Origin of the sequence: Anaeroglomus insulsum (genome assembly GCF_050689095.1) — a bacterium.
GTDB classification, from domain to species: domain Bacteria; phylum Planctomycetota; class Phycisphaerae; order Sedimentisphaerales; family Anaerohalosphaeraceae; genus Anaeroglomus; species Anaeroglomus insulsum.
In genome coordinates this window covers 335,364-352,714 of sequence record NZ_JBOGCL010000001.1, presented here as the reverse complement: position 1 = coordinate 352,714, position 17,351 = coordinate 335,364, and the positions used below count along the sequence as shown (strand labels likewise).

15 protein-coding genes are annotated in these 17,351 nt (G+C 55.3%); 3 read left to right on the top strand and 12 right to left on the bottom strand.

All coding sequences use genetic code 11. The features are described 5' to 3' along the window. The 5 genes from ACQ9LF_RS01445 to ACQ9LF_RS01425 form a co-directional block, all read right to left on the bottom strand. Complete coding sequence (locus ACQ9LF_RS01445; RefSeq protein WP_462487580.1) at window positions 1-1,068, bottom strand: DUF7544 domain-containing protein; 1,068 nt, start codon at window positions 1,066-1,068, stop codon at window positions 1-3. A gap of 97 nt (window positions 1,069-1,165) precedes the next feature. Beyond that, window positions 1,166-1,930, bottom strand: coding sequence for an imidazole glycerol phosphate synthase subunit HisF (hisF, locus tag ACQ9LF_RS01440; protein ID WP_462487579.1), 765 nt, complete (start codon window positions 1,928-1,930; stop codon window positions 1,166-1,168). Beyond that, window positions 1,924-2,544: an imidazole glycerol phosphate synthase subunit HisH gene (gene hisH, locus ACQ9LF_RS01435; protein ID WP_462487578.1), complete on the bottom strand. Its 621-nt coding sequence runs from the start codon at window positions 2,542-2,544 to the stop codon at window positions 1,924-1,926. Before hisH ends, hisF begins: the two co-directional genes overlap by 7 nt. A gap of 193 nt (window positions 2,545-2,737) precedes the next feature. Continuing rightward, window positions 2,738-4,147 (bottom strand): tRNA lysidine(34) synthetase TilS, encoded by a 1,410-nt coding sequence (tilS, locus tag ACQ9LF_RS01430; protein ID WP_462487577.1) that lies wholly within the window; start codon window positions 4,145-4,147, stop codon window positions 2,738-2,740. A gap of 65 nt (window positions 4,148-4,212) precedes the next feature. Next, on the bottom strand, window positions 4,213-5,028 hold the full coding sequence (locus ACQ9LF_RS01425) for a tetratricopeptide repeat protein (protein WP_462487576.1): 816 nt from the start codon (window positions 5,026-5,028) through the stop codon (window positions 4,213-4,215). 614 nt (window positions 5,029-5,642) lie between these two features. Between ACQ9LF_RS01425 and ACQ9LF_RS01420 the strand changes: the two genes are divergently transcribed. Then, window positions 5,643-5,846, top strand: coding sequence for a cold-shock protein (locus ACQ9LF_RS01420; RefSeq protein WP_462487575.1), 204 nt, complete (start codon window positions 5,643-5,645; stop codon window positions 5,844-5,846). 135 nt (window positions 5,847-5,981) lie between these two features. Here the strand turns inward: ACQ9LF_RS01420 and ispD are convergent, their stop codons facing one another. Beyond that, window positions 5,982-6,722 carry a 2-C-methyl-D-erythritol 4-phosphate cytidylyltransferase gene (gene ispD, locus ACQ9LF_RS01415; RefSeq protein ID WP_462487574.1) on the bottom strand — a complete coding sequence of 247 codons (741 nt, stop codon included), beginning with the start codon at window positions 6,720-6,722 and terminating at the stop codon, window positions 5,982-5,984. Between the two features lie 335 nt (window positions 6,723-7,057). Here ispD and ACQ9LF_RS01410 point away from each other — a divergent pair, with 335 nt between their 5' ends. Further along, entirely contained in the window at window positions 7,058-8,398 is a 1,341-nt protein-coding gene (locus ACQ9LF_RS01410) for a response regulator (protein WP_462487573.1), read from the top strand. 30 nt (window positions 8,399-8,428) lie between these two features. Beyond that, window positions 8,429-10,207 (top strand): GspE/PulE family protein, encoded by a 1,779-nt coding sequence (locus ACQ9LF_RS01405; RefSeq protein WP_462487572.1) that lies wholly within the window; start codon window positions 8,429-8,431, stop codon window positions 10,205-10,207. 22 nt (window positions 10,208-10,229) lie between these two features. Here ACQ9LF_RS01405 and ACQ9LF_RS01400 read toward each other — a convergent pair whose 3' ends face one another. The 6 genes from ACQ9LF_RS01400 to ACQ9LF_RS01375 form a co-directional block, all read right to left on the bottom strand. Further along, entirely contained in the window at window positions 10,230-12,056 is a 1,827-nt protein-coding gene (locus ACQ9LF_RS01400; RefSeq protein ID WP_462487571.1) for a hypothetical protein, read from the bottom strand. Window positions 12,057-12,159: 103 nt separating this feature from the next. Further along, on the bottom strand, window positions 12,160-12,939 hold the full coding sequence (locus ACQ9LF_RS01395; RefSeq protein ID WP_462487570.1) for a class I SAM-dependent methyltransferase: 780 nt from the start codon (window positions 12,937-12,939) through the stop codon (window positions 12,160-12,162). A 1-nt stretch (window position 12,940) separates the two neighbouring features. Beyond that, window positions 12,941-14,350, bottom strand: a complete 1,410-nt coding sequence (locus tag ACQ9LF_RS01390) for a glycosyltransferase (protein WP_462487569.1) — start codon at window positions 14,348-14,350, stop codon at window positions 12,941-12,943. A 1-nt stretch (window position 14,351) separates the two neighbouring features. Then, complete coding sequence (mtnA, locus tag ACQ9LF_RS01385; protein WP_462487568.1) at window positions 14,352-15,431, bottom strand: S-methyl-5-thioribose-1-phosphate isomerase; 1,080 nt, start codon at window positions 15,429-15,431, stop codon at window positions 14,352-14,354. 202 nt (window positions 15,432-15,633) lie between these two features. Beyond that, window positions 15,634-16,890, bottom strand: coding sequence for a Y-family DNA polymerase (locus tag ACQ9LF_RS01380; protein WP_462487567.1), 1,257 nt, complete (start codon window positions 16,888-16,890; stop codon window positions 15,634-15,636). Then, complete coding sequence (locus ACQ9LF_RS01375) at window positions 16,887-17,318, bottom strand: LexA family protein (RefSeq protein ID WP_462487566.1); 432 nt, start codon at window positions 17,316-17,318, stop codon at window positions 16,887-16,889. The genes ACQ9LF_RS01380 and ACQ9LF_RS01375 overlap by 4 nt, the downstream gene beginning before the upstream one ends. Between the last annotated feature and the right edge of the window lie 33 nt (window positions 17,319-17,351).

Here is a 17,351-nt window from a genome sequence, read left to right as displayed (position 1 = left end):
TCAAAGATTCGGATCATAAAATCCCGGGTCCGGATTAGACGGAGGCGTTGGCGGAGTCGAATCTGGCGAAGGTGTCGGTTGTGATGACAGCGTCGGTTCAACATAAGGGGCCGGGGTCGGAACCACCTGTGGGGCAACGGTTAATGCGGCAAACACATCCCACTGCGGACCGTACTGAGCCAGATACAAGGCTGAATACGAGCGAAGGAAAACGTAAAACGGCAGCAGCAGAACAGTCCCGATATAAGGAATGGCCGTAATACAGCAGAAACAGCAGCAGGTCGCAAATCCCAGCGCGGCAAATATCGCCATGAAGCCGATAAACAAGACCAGATAAAACAGCAGATAAACAAAGAACCGCCCGAGGTTGTCTTTGAGCAGTCCCCAGAACATCCTCCATGCTTCCATACAGCGCAGATGATGGATATACATCACCGGCACCACGAAATGCTCGGTGAGTTTGGAAATGATGCCGAACACGATCCCGACCAGAATTGTCACTGAAGCCAGCAGGCAAATCATCCCTATTGCCGCCGCCAGCAGTTGCCCGGCTTCATGAGCATGGACAATCGGGATAAGGACAACGACCCACCCAATGACCAGCGGAATCATGCAGACCATATACAGCAGCCCTACGCACAGTTTGAACAGAAACAGACTGTTGGCCTGTGCGGCATAATCCTTCCAGGGCTGAACAATCAGGTCGGTATTGCGGGCGACACCGTTGAGAAACATAAATTTGCCGCGGCATCGCAAAAACAGAAGCCCCAGCGTAACGACCAGAATGATGACTGTAATGGTCAATGTCAGCGGAAGAATCCAGTGCATATTGGCTTCAAAAAAATGCCGGACTTCGTGTTTCGAGGGAAACTGCGGTCTGCCCCCGCCGCCATCCCCGCCTCCGCCGTTGCCTCCTCCGCCTTCCCCCAGAAACGCCAGCCATGCACAGAATCCCAGTGCGAACCATTTGCCGATATCAAACGGCGAAAACAGAATCTGCTTGGTTTTGTCGAAGGCCTTGCCGACCGGGTCGATAACACTGATGGGTTGAGTTGTCATCTGGTTCATACAACAGTTCCTTTAGCATTGCCTGAGAACACTCTGCATGGGGCTGCCATGCAGACCGCTGCAGCGTTTATCGTTCCATGGCTTACCCCTCTGTCAATCAGAGCCGCACCGGCACGCCTTTACCGGCCAGAAACTGCTTGGTCTGGTTGATGGTGTACGTGCCGTAGTGGAATATTGAGGCTGCCAGCACCGCTGAGGCCTTGCCTTTGTCCAGGACCTCATACAGGCTGTCCAGGGTCCCTGCCCCGCCGGAGGCGATGACCGGGATATGCACTGCCTCGGCGACTGCACGGGTCAGCTCGATATCATAGCCCGCCTGTGTGCCGTCGGCATCCATGCTGGTCAGCAGGATTTCACCGGCCCCGAGTTTCTCCGCCCGCACGGCCCATTCCACCGCATCGATGTCGGTCCGTTCCGTGCCCGCCTTGACGCAGACGACCCACTTGCCGTTGCGGGTAAGGTCTTTGCGGGCATCAATGGCCAGCACGACGCATTGGGCCCCGAACCGCTCAGCCGACTCCCGCAGCACATCGGGATTATTGACCGCCGCGGTATTGATGGAGCATTTATCCGCGCCGCTTCGCAGCAGCAGGCCAATCTGGTCGGCACTGCTGATGCCGCCGCCGACGGTAAACGGGATGAACACATTGGCCGCCACTTTCTCAACCAGCTCGACAATCGTCTTGCGTGAGCGAATCGTGGCGGTAATATCCAGAAACACCAGCTCGTCGGCACCCTCGGCGCTGTAGCGGCTGCCCAGTTCCACCGGGTCGCCCGCATCCCGCAGGTTTACGAAATTGACACCTTTGACGACGCGATTATCTTTAACATCCAGACAGGGGATGATGCGTTTGGTCAGCATGGCTGTTTGACCTCCTGACAGATACGAACAAAATTCCGCAGCACCGCCAGCCCGTCATTGCCGCTTTTTTCGGGATGGAACTGAACGCCGAAGATGTTGCCTTTTTCGACGGCTGCTGTCAGCGACAGACCTTCGTACTCGGTCGTGGCGACACTGGCGGCGGCGTCTTCCACCTTGGCATAGAACGAATGGGCAAAGGCAAAATGCTTACCCTGTTCCATCCCGGCAAACAGCCGCATCCCCGCAGCGGGAATCACCTTGTTCCAGCCCATGTGCGGGATGGTCCTGCCGGCCGGAATCGGGATGACACTGCCGCCAATCAGACCCAGGCATCGGTATTCACCCAGTTCATAGCTCATTTCAAACAGTATCTGATACCCTAAACAGATGCCCAGTAAAGGTTTGCCGATGCGGGCCTGCCGACAAATCAGCTCGGCAATCGGGGCGACCCGCTCCATCGCGTAGCCGCTGGCGCCGACCCCGGGCAGGATCAGCCCGCTGGCCTGTTCAATGTCTTCGGTGCGGCAACTGACCACAATATCGGCCCCAATGTGTCGAAACGCATTGGTTACACTGCGGACGTTACCCACGCCGTAATCAATAATGACAAGCATTCTATATCCTTGGTTGCTGGATTAAGTTGACCGTTTCTGACCTCACCAACCATTTCATCAAGACTGCCCCCAAAGGGCTTTTGTTCCACAACGTTGGAATTTGGGAAGGGGGAGGTCTGACCAAACAGGGTTATTGTATCCGGCCAGGGGTTGTTTCGCAACTGCAAACCGGAAAGTCGAGGATAACCATCTTTTATTGGTTCCGTTTACTGACCCGAATGGCGATAACCCTTCGGGTCTCGGCAGTCACCGCACAGTCCCCCGCCCGGCGGACTGGAGCAACCCATAGTATTCCTCGCTGGTCGGCAATGATAAAGGCCTGCCTGCGAAGGGCGGCATCGGTTTGTGAATGGGTCAAAAACCGGCTGACCCGCTTGGGACTGGTCTGTCCCATGGGCACAAACCGGTCTCCGTCGGTACGCCGTCGGGCAATCAGCGGCAACGTCAGTTGGTCCATATCAAACCATTGTACGGTTGGATTGCGGGACGCCTTCAAGGCTTCCAGCTGTCCCGGCAGGAGATTCAAGCATTGCGATTCGATAAGCCATGTCCCAAACCGAACCTGACCCTCTTGGGGTATCTCAATTTCTTGGGTTGGTAATAAGGTTTCCGTGCGGCGATGGGTAAACAGCAGCAACTTGCCCTGGCGTCGAAGGCGGCATCCTCCCGGCAGGTCAATCTGCTGGGAGGTGGTCTGAGCGGCCATGGCAAAGACCTGCTGATAATGGGCCTCGGTTAAATCCCGCCGTCCGCATCCGAGTCGGTCATAGATTCTGCCCAGCAGTTCTCCGCCGACAAAGGGGCCGCTGTCGGTGATGGCACTGGCCTGAAGGGAAATGACCTCATGGGGTGACACGATGACAGCATGATGCCAGATGTGGTCAGTCTTCTGCTCAAGGCGGGATTGCATTGCGGTTGCCGAGCGGTGCAGTTGTTCCAGCTTCGAGACCAGATCGCCGCAGGCCTGTTTCTGCAGGCAGGGCAAGAGGCGATGCCGGACCCAGTTGCGGCGAAAGCCCACATCGGCGTTGCTTTGGTCTTCGCGCCAGGCCAGGTTATGTTCCATACAATAGGCCGTGATATCTCTGCGACGTGCCGCCAACAGAGGCCGTATCCAGTGCAGGCCGTTGCGCTGGGCGACGGGACGAATCCCGACCAGCCCGCTGAATGCAGTGCCGCGCAGCAGCCGCATGAGCAGTGTTTCTGCCAGGTCGTCTTGGTGATGGCCTGTGGCGATGGTCTGGCAGCCGGCCTGTCGAGCCATTTCTTCCAGAGCCGCCAGACGCAGGTGCCGCCCTGCGGTCTCGATCGATAGCCGGTTGGTTTTGGCATAGCCCCCGACATCCACCCGACGTGTCAGGATGGGCAGCCCATAGCGGGCCGCGAGGTCTTTGACGAAGTGCTCGTCGGCGTCTGCATCGGCTCCGCGAAGCTGATGATTGACATGGCCGCAGACCAGCTGGTACGGGGCCGCAAGCTGCTGTTGTCTGGCCTGCAGCAGGTGCAGCAGAGCGACCGAGTCAGCCCCGCCGGAGACGGCGACAAGAAGACTGTTTTTGGCTGATATAAGACTAAGTGTGTCCGGTAATAATTCAATCATCATGGTTTGCCAACAAAAAAGGCCTGAGGCAAACGCCCAGGCCCTGATGTTGCGGTTATGTCACGGTGTTATTTCTTCAATACATCCGTGGCTGCTTCTTTCAATGACGGGTCGGCCTTGGACAGCTCGAGTATCCGACGTTGGGCAAATTCGGTGTTATCTTCATAGCGGGCCTCTTTCTGGACGGCCAGCTTGTACAGTGCCAGGGCTTCTTTACGCATCTTGAGTTTCTGGTCCAGGATATAGGCGGCGCGGTAGCGGGCGGGGAAGCTGGTGTTTTCGTTCCACTGGAAGCATCGCTGGTACATCACCGCGGCTAATTCGTAATCCTTGAAGTGTTCATAGATGCGCCCGGCCCGGAAGGCAGCTTCGTCAATCCGAGTACTGTTGGGGTACTCCTTCATCAACTGATTGTAAAGCTGGAGGGCCTGGCGAAGCTTGGCCGAGTCGGTGATGATGAAGTATCCGCCAGCCTCGAGGTACAGTTTCTGGGCCTGCTTGTACAGAGCTTCGGCACCTTCGATGGTCTCGGTGGCGCTCATATCCTGGGTGACGTATTCACCAGGCACCAGGTACCGGTACTGGGCCATCTGACGCAGGGTGGTCAGTTCATTCTGTGCCCAGCGGCGTTTCATTTCGTTGCCGGTGGACTGGTAATAGCTGATCATTTCCTGCAGCGCCATTTGGTAGCTAGTGCGTGCGGCGGCGACCTGTTCGACGACATCGACTTCGCCGGCATCCGGGTTCAGGACACCCTTTTCGGCGATAATTTGTTCCTGAGGACTTAATATCAGATGTGCGTCATCGACTTTAGGGTTGGAGCATCCAACCAGGGCGGTGATTGCCAGCAGGGCCAGTGCGGCCTTGGTGAACAGTCTTATCATATTGCGTAACTCCTTTCACTGTATAAAATTACGTTTATTTCGTCCGTTTTCGAAGCTCAAGACTTTGGCTTCGTTTAGTTTTTTTGTCCGACGGTGAAGGCAGAACAACACCTGCACCTAAAGCAATCCTGATATATCGGCAAAACAGGCAAAGTTTGCCCAAAAATTTCCCAGGTTGGCGACGACATATCACAATACCATCTTCCATCGTGGTGTCAATGGCCAAAGGACTGACCGCGGCCAGCTTCCAGCAAATGAGCCAGTTCGGTTGCTGTATTTAGAATAAAATGCGCTGGAATTCAAGTGATCAGGAGGAGAAATACCACGAAGATGGCAGAATGACGGCGTCAAGAGCAGAGGCCGGGGCAATAGGGGCTCTTTAACTGAAGCCCTGAAGCACTATATATACAAGAGCCAGTATATCAAGTAGTATGGGTTAAAAAATAAATTTGATAATTAATTTTATTTTTATGAACCATTCCGATTTATTTCGGGTATACTGTGCTATCACGAAGTGCATTCTTTCATCTCTCAAGAGTCTGCTTCCCATAACAATAAAAGTCGAGAGATCATAGTTGAATGGTCTGAAAAAAAGCAGGCCAGGGAGTATTTAAGTGAGTACAGGTACAGTCAAGTGGTTTAACGCGAGCAAAGGTTTTGGATTTATTACCCCGGATGATGGCGGCAAGGATTTGTTCGTCCACCACACAGAAATCAAGACAGGCGGTTACGCTACGCTGGATGAAAACCAGAAGGTGAATTTCGAAGTGGGTCAGGGCAAAAAAGGCCCTTGTGCCAACAACGTCAAGCCGCTGTAATTCAGTTGCAACCGTGACGACCTCAAGGCTCTGCCACCCGGCAGGGCCTTTTTTATTCTCCTATTAAATACCAGACTATACGGACTCTGCAGACCTGTACCGGCGGATGGTGCCTACTTCAGGGATAATCCCGTTTTACCACTGGGCTTCAACATAAGGGCCGGTGGGACCCTGTGGTTTGGGTTTGGGACGCGATTCGAGGATGGCCTCGGCAATCGGCACGTCGGCCTTGCGAGTGATTTTCAGGTTGGTATAGTCGGTTTCCACTATCGCCACCGGATGGCCGAGGCTTTCGACCAGCATGGCGTCGTCGGTGATTTTGGATGTGTCCAGATGGGGCAGATTGGCATAGGCTTTTTTGAGCAGGTCTGCGGCAAAAACCTGCGGGGTCTGGGCTTCCCAGAGGTTGGTGCGGTCCACGGTCTGCTGGACCAGGCCGTTCTGGACCCGCTTGAGGGTTCCGTTGACCGGACAGGCCAGGATGGCGGCACCGGTTTCGGCGGCCTTCTGGAAGACCTGATTGATCCATTCTTCGGTAACACAGCAGCGGACGGAATCATGCACGGCGATCAGCTCCGCATCGGGGTTGACCCTGGCCAGGGCATTGGCGACGGTTTCAAAACGCTCTTTGCCTCCGTGGACGATTTTAACACCATAAAACCCCATCGTTGGTCCCCATTTCAGACGGACCAGTTCATCATCCTCCGGCGCGATGCACAGCAGGACCTGCTTGACATCTTCCCGGCTGGCAAACGCCTCGATACTGCGCAGGAAAGCCGCTCGCCCCCCCAGTTCGACAAAGGGTTTTTTCTTATCACCGCCAAACCGGGCACTGGCCCCGGCCGCACATAGAATGACTGAAACGGATTTTGCCATGGCTGGTCCTGTTTATAGTTGGGCTTAAATTCTCAATGATTCATTGCTGTTTTTGTTTCATCAGCCCGAGATATTGTGCCGGATTTGGCGCATCTGTCAAGAGGTGTTCCAGGAGGGGGGCGGTTTTTATGCCCCCAACGTCCGATAATCGAGATTTCGATGCAAATCCTCCCTCGGCAAGTCTGAAAATCTTTAAATCCGCGGCGAAAATACGACCCTGACCGACCTTTTAGTTATTCGCCTGTGTTATCCTGACGAGAACATGCTGTAAGGAACTCTGTCCGGAATCGGGGTCGATTGTGGATGGAACCTGTCGTTAAGATAAGGAATGTGGTATGGAATCGAAAAAACAAAATCAAACCCAATCCAAAGCCGACACCAGCAGTGACCAGCTTCTGCGAGAGCATCGGATCACCCAGGCGGCCCTGGAGGCCAAAAGCCGTCTGATTGACAATATGGCCTATCAGATTCGCACCTTGTCCAATGCGGTCATCGGATTCAGCGATCTGCTCTATTCAGAGGATCTCGAACCCCATCTGAAGGAGTATGTGGCTGAGATTTATCAGGCGGGCAAGGCGCTGTCGGTGCTGGTCAATGATGTTCTGGACCTGGCCAGGCTGGAGGCGGGTAAACTGGTGGTTTCCAAGTCGTTTTGTCTGCTTGCCGGCCGGCTTCAGGAACTCTATCAGCTTATCCAGGGTGCGGCCCGGCAAAAGGGGCTGCAATTTTCGATTACAGCGGACCCGGATGTGCCGGCCAGGATGTTCACGGACGGAGAGCGGCTGGTCAAGTGTCTGTTGAATCTCTGTGCCAATGCGGTCAAATATACACCCAAAGGGTATGTGCGTGTTCATCTCAGCCGCCAGCGGTGTGAGGACCAGGCGTGGCTGCGTTTTGATGTGGAAGATTCCGGAATCGGAATTGCTCCCGAGCGGCTTGCAAGTCTGTTTGATGAAGTGGTTCAGGCAGAGAAAGCCAATCATGATGTGTTAACGAGCATGGATATGGGGATATCCGTGACCGCGTCGCTGCTGGCGACCCGGCGGCTGGTGGAGGCGCTGGGGGGACGTATTGAGGTCACCAGTACACCGGCTGTCGGATCGACCCTTTCATTGCTGCTGCCGGCAGGACTCAATCCGGATGCCGAGCAACGGCTGGATTTATCCAGGGTCGTCTGGGATGCGACCTCATCGGACGCCTCGCCCACCCAGGCGATCCCGGCCAGAACGGCTGCCAAATCGGCGTCCTGTGGAACCGTGCTTCTGGTGGAAGACCAGGAATCCAACCGTACGGTGATGACGCTGCTGCTGGAGACGCTGGGGCTGTCGGTGGTAACGGCCGAAGATGGTGTTGAGGCGGTGGCGGCTGCGACGTCGCAGTCGTTTGATGTGATTTTGATGGATTTGATGCTGCCGCGGATGGACGGATATCAGGCAGCGGACAGGATGCGGCAGCAGAACATTAGCTGTCCGATTATCGCCTTGTCAGCCGGGGTTATGAATGACGGTGATGCCCAGCGTCTTGCCAAGGATTTCGACGGATTTCTGAACAAACCCGTCGACAGCAAAAAGCTCCAGCAGACGCTGCAGCGATATCTGCCGCATCTGGGCGCCCCCAAATCTTCCGGCCAGCCGGCGGCTGCGGACCAGGATGATTTCGTGATTGAATATCATTAATACGGATACTCAAATACAGATTACGCAACGATGTCTCTTGACACTCAAATGACGGCTTCACTGACGGGGTCTCGTGAACATCTTCAATTCGGGACCTGGCTGGTTCAACAGGGCCGGCTCAGTGAAGCGGATTTACAGAAAGCCCTGGACAGCCAGCGTGCAGAACCAGGCCGGCTGGGCGAAGTCCTGACGCGGATGAATCTGATGTCCGAGACGGATGTGATTCGGGCTGTCGGGGAGTTCCTGTCCATTGAATATATCGACCTGGACGATTACACGATCATTGATTCGGATGTCTCCCGCAGAATTCCGGAAAATATCGCCAAGCGGCTGGAACTGATTGCCATCAGTCAGGAGGACGATACGGTTCGTGTCGCCATGGCCGACCCGCTCAATATTGTGGCCATCGATACGGTGACCGTCAAGCTCAAGCGGCAGGTCAAGCCGCTGATTGCGATGCCCCGCAAAATCCGTCAGGCCATCGAATTTGTGTATCACGGCGTAGATGTCGATCAGCAGCAGATGAAAGATATTGTGGATCTGCAGGTGCAGACCGACGACCCGTCCAAACAGTCCCAGGAGGACGCCGAATTTTCCGCCGACGGGATCACTGAGGCCGACGCCCAGGATGCCCCGGTCATCCGGTTTGTCGATTTGATGCTCAGTCATGCCATCAAGAGCCGTGCCAGCGATATTCATATCGAACCCCAGGAAAAATCCATGAATATTCGGATGCGGGTGGATGGCATTTTGTGTGATATGGTTCCGCCCAGCCGCAAGATGCAGCAGGCGGTCATCGCCCGCATCAAAGTCCTGGCCGAGATGGATATCGCCGAACGACGGCTTCCGCAGGATGGACGGTTCCGTATCCGCATGGGCAAGGACCGTTCTGATATTGATGTGCGTGTGTCCGTGCTGCCCACGATTTATGGCGAAAAAGTGGTTCTGCGTATTCTCGACAAAGCCTCGCTGAATCATAGTCTCGATGCGCTGGGGCTGGAACCGGAGATGCTGGCCCGCTTTCGCCGGGTACTGGGGCTTCCGCACGGCATTATCGTCGTCACCGGACCAACCGGAAGCGGCAAAAGCACCACCTTGTATTCGGCTCTGAGCGAACTGAAGGATCCCCGCAAAAATATCACAACCGTGGAAGACCCCGTGGAATATCGTCTGGCCGGCATCAATCAGACTCAGGTCAAGCCCGAAATCAATCTGGACTTTGCCGGGTGTCTGCGTGCGATTCTGCGGCAGGACCCGGATATCATTCTCATCGGTGAAATCCGTGACAAAGAAACGATGGAAATCGCCATCAAGGCGTCCATGACGGGGCATCTGGTGCTCAGCACCTTCCATACCAACGATGCCTGCGGGGCCATCAGTCGGTTTGTGTATATGGGGCTGGAGTCTTATCTGCTGGCTTCGTCGCTGAATCTGATAGTCGCTCAGCGGCTGGTGCGTCGGGTCTGCGAGAAATGCCGCAGACCGGGTACGCTGACGCCGGAGCTTCTCAAGCGGCTGCGTATTAGCCCGGAAATGATGCAGAACGCCCAGTATGTCGAGGGGACAGGCTGCCCGCACTGCAACAATACCGGCTATCGGGGCCGTGTCCCGATCTTCGAATTCCTGCTGATTGACAGCGAGATTCGTCATGCGATCGCGGAAGGCCGTCGTGAGGATGAAATCCGTGCCCTGGCCCGGAAGAAAGGCATGGGCGACCTGATGAGCAGCGGTGTCTCACGCATGCTGGCCGGGCTGACCACAGCCGAAGAAGTCCTGCGGGTTACCTTTGCCGACGACGGTGAACTGTAAACCGTACTGTGCAATCCTGGGTCTATTGAGCCGGTTTAGCCGGCGGCACGGCTGGGGGATACGGATCCAGATTTTCAATTTTGAAGATGTTGATAAAGCGATTCCTGCTGCGCAATTGGGTGATGAATTTGTAAGGCCCTATATCTTTGGTCTGAACCAGCGGTGCAATGACCTTGAGATTGTACAATTCGTAATACGGATCATTCGGGGCCAGCCCCAGGCGTGAATCCCAGGCAATATAAACGACTCCCAGCTTGTGCAGCTGCCGGGCGAAATCAACCAGATCGCTGCCCTTGACACTTCGATAATTGACGATCTTGTGTCTTTTTTCCGGTGCAACATACAAATTGACGACCCCTGACAGGCTGGTCGCCAGCCCTTCGCCTTTCTGGCAGTTGTCCATGTACCAGTCCGCCAGGTACTTAAACTCCGCATCGCGTGAGCCGTCATTGAGCAGCCAGGCGGTGTTCATTTGGCTGGCGACGATGGCCACCATCAACATCGTGCTGAGTGTGATTTCCAGGAGAATCCCCCGGAAACGATGGAAATACAGCGACACCAGGGCCAGCAGGGCCATGGTCAGCATGGCCACAAACGGCATGGAAGCTGCTTTGGGGCAGATCTGCTGGCAGCGTTCCAGAACGGGAACCACACTGAAAAACCACAGCACAGCAAGGATGCTCACCACGACCTGGACGACTGCTGTGGCGATGGAATACCGTCTGGCGGCGACGGCCAGGGTCTGACGGATGCCGTACAGGCAAATCAGCAGGGCGATCCAGAAAATAGGCATGTGAAATCGGGGAATGGGATAGGGATAATAGGCGTGAACCAAAAAATAGGGAATCAGAAAGATGCCCAGCACCAGGACTTTCCAGTTCCGCTGATAGCATGCCCAGCCCGCCCCCAGCAAAAATGTGATGCCGGCGAGCAACTTGCTGGCCCACATCAGTATAGTGCCGGCGTTTTCAGAGGACCCGACCGGCAAGGCCGCCAGCGGATTAAACCCGACACTCCAGATGAGATTCAAATGCAGTGAGATTCCGATTTTGTCATTGCCTAATTTGCTGAAAGCGTTGGCCGCGCCGGTTTTGAAGACATTAAAATAATGCGTGTCTGAGACTTCATATTTGACCGTAGCCGCCACCCAGAGGATCAGGGGGACACTGGCCAGAAAGGACAGTCCCGCCGCCCTGAGGCGGTCCCTCCAGGAGGTCGCAAAAATCATATCGACGACAAAGGCCGCCAGAATCAGGGCGGCGCATTCATAGCGGACCATGGTTCCAATAGACGCAAACAAATAGCTCCACCGGCTTCTCCGAAAGATCAGATACACCGTCAGCAGAATAAAAAACAGCAGGGGGGTCTCGGCCAGCGGCTCAATCATCAGATACAGCACCCAGGGATTGATCAGACACAGCAGGGCCAGCCACTTGCCTGCCCGCCCAGCCAGCTGGCGGGCGATAAGAAAGATCAGGATGCCGTTGAACGGATGCAGAATGCCATTGAGCAGCCAGCTGGCCTTAAGGTCGGCATAATTGCCTGACATCAGGGGGGTCAGGATATTTTGCAGGATGCCGGTAACCGGTCCCCGCTTGAAGGTGTCTGGCAGCTTCAACGACAGAATGGTTTTGCCCACTTCATAAAAACAGGAGAAGTCGGAATTGGGGACGATTTGATGGCCATAGAAGAGAATGGATTGATAGACACCGAATACAAACAGAATCAGGCAGATCCACAGGGTGATGGTTTTGTCTCGGTTTGCATCATCAGCGAGAAGCTCTGAGCTGGCTGCCGACTGCGTACCGGTTCGCCGACGGTCTTTCAATTTGGGCTTTGCGGTATTCATTAATTGATAAAACCCTTTTTCTGGAATTGGATACTCTTCTTTATACGGCAGCAGCGATAGTACAAAAAGCTCGGCTGCCAGGTCAAGCAAATTCTGTTGTGGTTCAGTCGGGGCGCTTTTGAAGGACTATGGTTTCAAACATCCCAATCAGGCTATTCAGGGGACTTAGGCAGTATTCCAGCCCTTGCAAGCATGGATAGGTCCAGTCGAACGTCAGCTGTCGCAGGGTCAATCCGCCGCTGGCCAGATAGCGAAGCGGGGTGTGAAACCGCGTCTGCAGAATCTGCAAGGTTGGAAACTCAGCCTGGAAGATCTGCCGGTCGCGGTGGAACACGATCCAGGGCAAAGCCCCATTGGCCGTGGACAGCGGGCCGTCGGATTGAAATTCCCAGCCGCTTGTCGGGTCAAAGGCCTCATGGTGAAAATGCTGATAAATGAAGCGGCCCCACAGGGTATTGCCCGGCTCAATCATGGCGATACGACCGCCGGGCCGGAGAATCCGCCGGGCTTCACGGAAAAATGCCCGCACGTCAGGAATATGGTGAAGGACATCCACCATCACGATGGCGTCCACGGAGGCATCTTCAAATGGCATCTGGCAGGCCGAGAATACCCGGTCCACCGTCGGCAGCTCCAGCACATCCGAGGTAATGACAGTCGGCATAATGGTCTTGAGGAAGCCGCCGCCGCTGCCCAGCTCGACTACGATTTTATCTGGGGTGTATTCGATCGCAGCCGACAGCTGGCCATAGAAATCCTCATAAATACGCCGCAGGAACCCTTTTTTCAGAATAATCTCCCGGTGCAGCAGGGTCTTCTGTGCATCATTCCAGGTTTCGGTGCCTTGCAGCTCCGGCAGTTTGAGTCGATCCAGCAATCCCATGTTATTGAAGCCATTTGAATTTGGTAAAGGCAAACCAGCTCATCTTCAGCAGCAGCCAGCCATGACGGAAGCGGTCGATGTTGGTGGTGCCGTAGGTTCTGGCCCGGTAGGTAACGGGCACCTCGACGACTTTAAGGTTCTGTTTAACCGAGCCGAAAATCAGATCGAAATCCCCAAACGGGTCAAAGTCGCCGAAAAATGCCCGGTTGGCTGCCAGGATGTCGTAGTTGGCACGGCTGATCATCTTGGTGCCGCACAGCGTGTCACGGAATCGCTGATTAAGCAGCCAGGAAAACAGCAGCCCAAAAAATTTGTTGGCCAGCAGGTTCAAAAAACGCATCGCCTGTTTTTCCATCGGATACACCAGACGCGAACCATTGATGAATTCGCCTTTGCCCTCAGCCAGGGCGTGGAAGAATTTAGGTAAATCCTCCGGCGGGGCAGTCAGGTCGGCATCCTGAATCACCAGCACATCGCCGCTGGCGGCGGCAAAGCCCTTGCGCACCGCGTCGCCTTTGCCGCGGCCCTGTCCCTGATGAATCAGCTTGATGAGTTTGTCCGGGTGGAGGCGAATTTGATTTTCAATTTCCGCCGCGGTACCGTCGGTGCTGTTGCCGTCGACAAAAATGATTTCGGTAAAACGGCCCATGGACGGAATGCGGGCAACGGCGTCGGCAATATTGCCGCGTTCGTTGCGGCAGGGAACGATGACGGACACGCTCAGCTGACGGGGATCCTGAGCCTGCGGCCGGGGCCGGGCTATGATCAGATTCATCAGGTTCAGTGCCCGAAACCCGGGAACCAGCGAAAGGATGCGGTTGAACAATGACGAAATCAGCGGGATATATTTGGGCATAAGCATGAAACTATCGCCGCGGATCAAGTCAAAATCGCTCAGGTACAGCAGGTTGGCAATATCCTCCGGCGGCAGCCAGTTCTGGTAGCTGTTGGGGCGGCGCATTCCAATAGCCGAGCCTAACCGCAGCAGGCTTTCCCACAGGTAGCTGTAATAGGTGATGATGATGCGCGTCCCCGGATGTGTCAGCGGTCGAAGTCGCTCAAAGACCTGCTGGATGTCCTGCCAGACGCCGATGGAATTGCAGATGAGGATATAATCAAAGGTTTCACTGAGCTGGATGTCCTGCGGGTCCTGGAGATGAAACTGCAGATGCGCAAAACGCTGGCGAGCCCGTGCGATGGCCTCCGGGTCGGTGTCGATACCGACGCCATAAGAGGGCTTGACTGCGGCCAGCAGATCGCCGCTTTCACAGCCGACATGCAGGACGCGGCTGTTGGGACGGACATTGTATTGGTACAGCTTTTCGAGCCATTTATAATAGTAGGCGTTTTTGCGTCTCCAGATGTCGCAGGAGGATTCAGCACTGGTAGGTGAGGTGGTATTCATTGGCATATTACGGATGCTCCTGTCTGAGGCATTGGCGGATGGTGTCTGTGCCGGGGTGCTCAATGACGCCTTGTTCGGTAATGATGGCAGTAATGTCGGCATGGTCGGTCACATCGAAAGCGGGATTGTACACGCCGATTTGCTCTGGGGCCATACGGTTGCCCGCCACGTGTGTCACTTCATCGTCGCGGCGATGTTCTATCGGGATACCGGTGCCGTCGGGGATGGACAAGTCAAAGGTACTCGATGGCGCAGCGACATAGAAGGGCACGCTGAAGTGTCTGGCCAGGATGCTCAGGGCCAGTGTGCCGATTTTGTTGGCGGTATCGCCATTGGCGGCAATACGGTCGGCACCAACGAAAATGGCGTCGATTGTTCGGGATTTCATCAGCGATGCGGCCATGTTGTCGCATTGCAGCACGGCGTCGATGCCGGATTGGGCCAGTTCCCAGGCGGTCAGCCTTGCTCCCTGTAAAAGCGGACGGGTTTCGTCTATATATACGCGGATTTTTTTCCCCTGAGCATGGGCGGCGTAGATGGGGGCCAGGGCGGTGCCGATACCCGCAGTGGCCAAAGCTCCCGCGTTGCAATGGGTCAGGATGGTCGCACGGTCGGAGATGAATTGCTGACCGTGCTTGCCGATGGCCTCACACATCCGGCGGTCTTCGGTCTCGATAGTTTTAGCCTCGGCCAGCAGGGCTTCTTTGAGCTGGCCGGTAGTGCATCCTGGATTGTCGGCCTGGACCTGTCTGACAGTGCGGGTCATACGGTTCAGTGCCCAGAACAGGTTCACTGCGGTCGGGCGGCTCTGGGCGAGGTAATCGGCGGTTTTCAGGATTGTTTTAAGGGTTTCTGCAGCAGGAGTCGTATCGGGGAGTTCGCGGCAGGCCAGACAAATTCCATACCCGGCGGCCACTCCAATAGCGGGGGCACCCCGGACGGCCAGCGTGATAATCGCCTCGAAAAGCTGTTCGGGGGTCCGGCAGGCGAGGTATTCCATCCGGCCGGGCAGCTTCCGCTGGTCGAGCAGTTCGAGGACGCCGTCTGTGGCTCCGACCCATCGCAGAGTGTCAAACGCTTTTACCATAATCGACTATAAGTATATATAAACACGACATTTCCAGTCTGACTCACCGTCCATTACTTTCGGCATATTGGGTATGTATTTTATACCCAACGGGTCAATTTAAAGCATTTTATTTTGAAAATGAATATTGTCAATTGGAATTGACGAGAATATCTGTGAACTTAGATAAATATTTTGACAAATAACACCAAAAACGCAAGGCTTACGACACCACCGGCAGCTGATCCCAGCGGGTGGTGAATTTGGGGGACAGGTGTTTGAACTGGGTGTGCCAGGGTTTGTCGATACCTTCGGCGGCCCAGCGGACGGTGCAGTCGCCCCGGCGGTTGATGGCATCGAGGGTCCGCATCAGGCGGCCGGCCCTGGCCCGGTCGGCCGTATCGAACAGGGTCTGCTGGACGTGTTCCTGCGGGGTCAGCTCGTGCAGCAGGACGCCGGCCCGCTTATAATCGAATCCCTCCCGATATATCCGCTCGATCGACACCGTTGCCGCCTGGACTAATTCGGCACTGTCAAAGGTGGCGGTGGGAAAGACGGTCGTGTGGACATTATAATAGCGGTGTTCGATGAACCGACTGGTGGCGACCGAGACCGACATCATCCCGGCGGCGAGACCTTCCTGGCGGAGTTTTTCCCCGGCTCGAGCGGCATAGGTGGCCGCTGCCTCCATAAGATCGTCGATGGCTGTGACCGACCTGCCGAACATGCGGGAGACGGTGATGGTTTTTTTGTCCTGCGGATTTTCTTCCAGCGGGTAACAGCTTATCGCCCGCAGTTCATAGACGGTCCGAACCACCTGAACCCCGAATTGTCCCCGTATCCAGCCAATGTCGGCTCGGGATAAATCCAGCGCATTTATGATTCCGGCGGCATTCAATTTGCGGCCGATGCGCAGGCCCACCCCCCAGACATCCTGCACGGCCACCCGCTGCAGAGCCTGACTCAGAAAGGGGGAATCCGCCAGATTCAGCACGCCGGCGGCCTTGGGAGATTTTTTGGCGATTTTATTGGCTAATTTGGCCAGCGTCTTGGTGGGGGCGATGCCGATCGATACGGGGATTCCCGTCCACTGCCGGACGGTGTGCTGGATTTGTCTGCCGTAGTCGTCCGGCGGCTGGTCTATCCCGGACAGGTCCAGAAAGGCCTCGTCGATCGAATACACCTCCATTGCAGGAGTAAAATTCGCCAGCGTCTGCATAACCCGGCCGGACATGTCGGCGTAGAGGGTGTAATTGGAGGAAAACACCTCGACCTGATGGCGGTTCAGGATATCCCGCACCTCAAAGGCCGCCTTCCCCATGCCAATACCGAGGGCCTTGACCTCGTTGGAACGCGAGATGATGCATCCATCGTTGTTAGACAAGACCACCACCGGCCTGTGTTCCAGGCCCGGATTAAAGACCCGTTCGCAGGAAACATAAAAATTGTTGCAATCGACTAAGGCAAACAGCGTCGTCATAAGGGATGAATCACATTGGTAACCACGCCCCAGACCTGGAATTCCACATCGGTACTGATTTCCTGGACGGCGTAGTCGGTGTTTTCGGGTTCCAGACAGATTTTCTTGCGGTGCATCCGGATGCGTTTGACGGTCAGCGAGCCGTTAACGACGGCGATAACGATATTTTTATCCCTGGGCTCCAGCGAACGGTCCACAATCAGCAGATCGCCGCTGTGAATACCTGCCCCGACCATCGATTCGCCGCTGACCCGAACAAAAAACGTGGCAGGCGGATTTTTTATCAGGTATTTATTTAAATCCAGACGGCCTTCCTCGTAATCAGCGGCAGGCGAAGGAAACCCCGCAGACACCCGGGCCTCATAATAAGGCTGACTGAGTGAAGTCGATAAATCCGGCCGATAAATGCTTATGGTCTTGATTTTCATACATACATAATACCATACAAAAACCTAACAAGC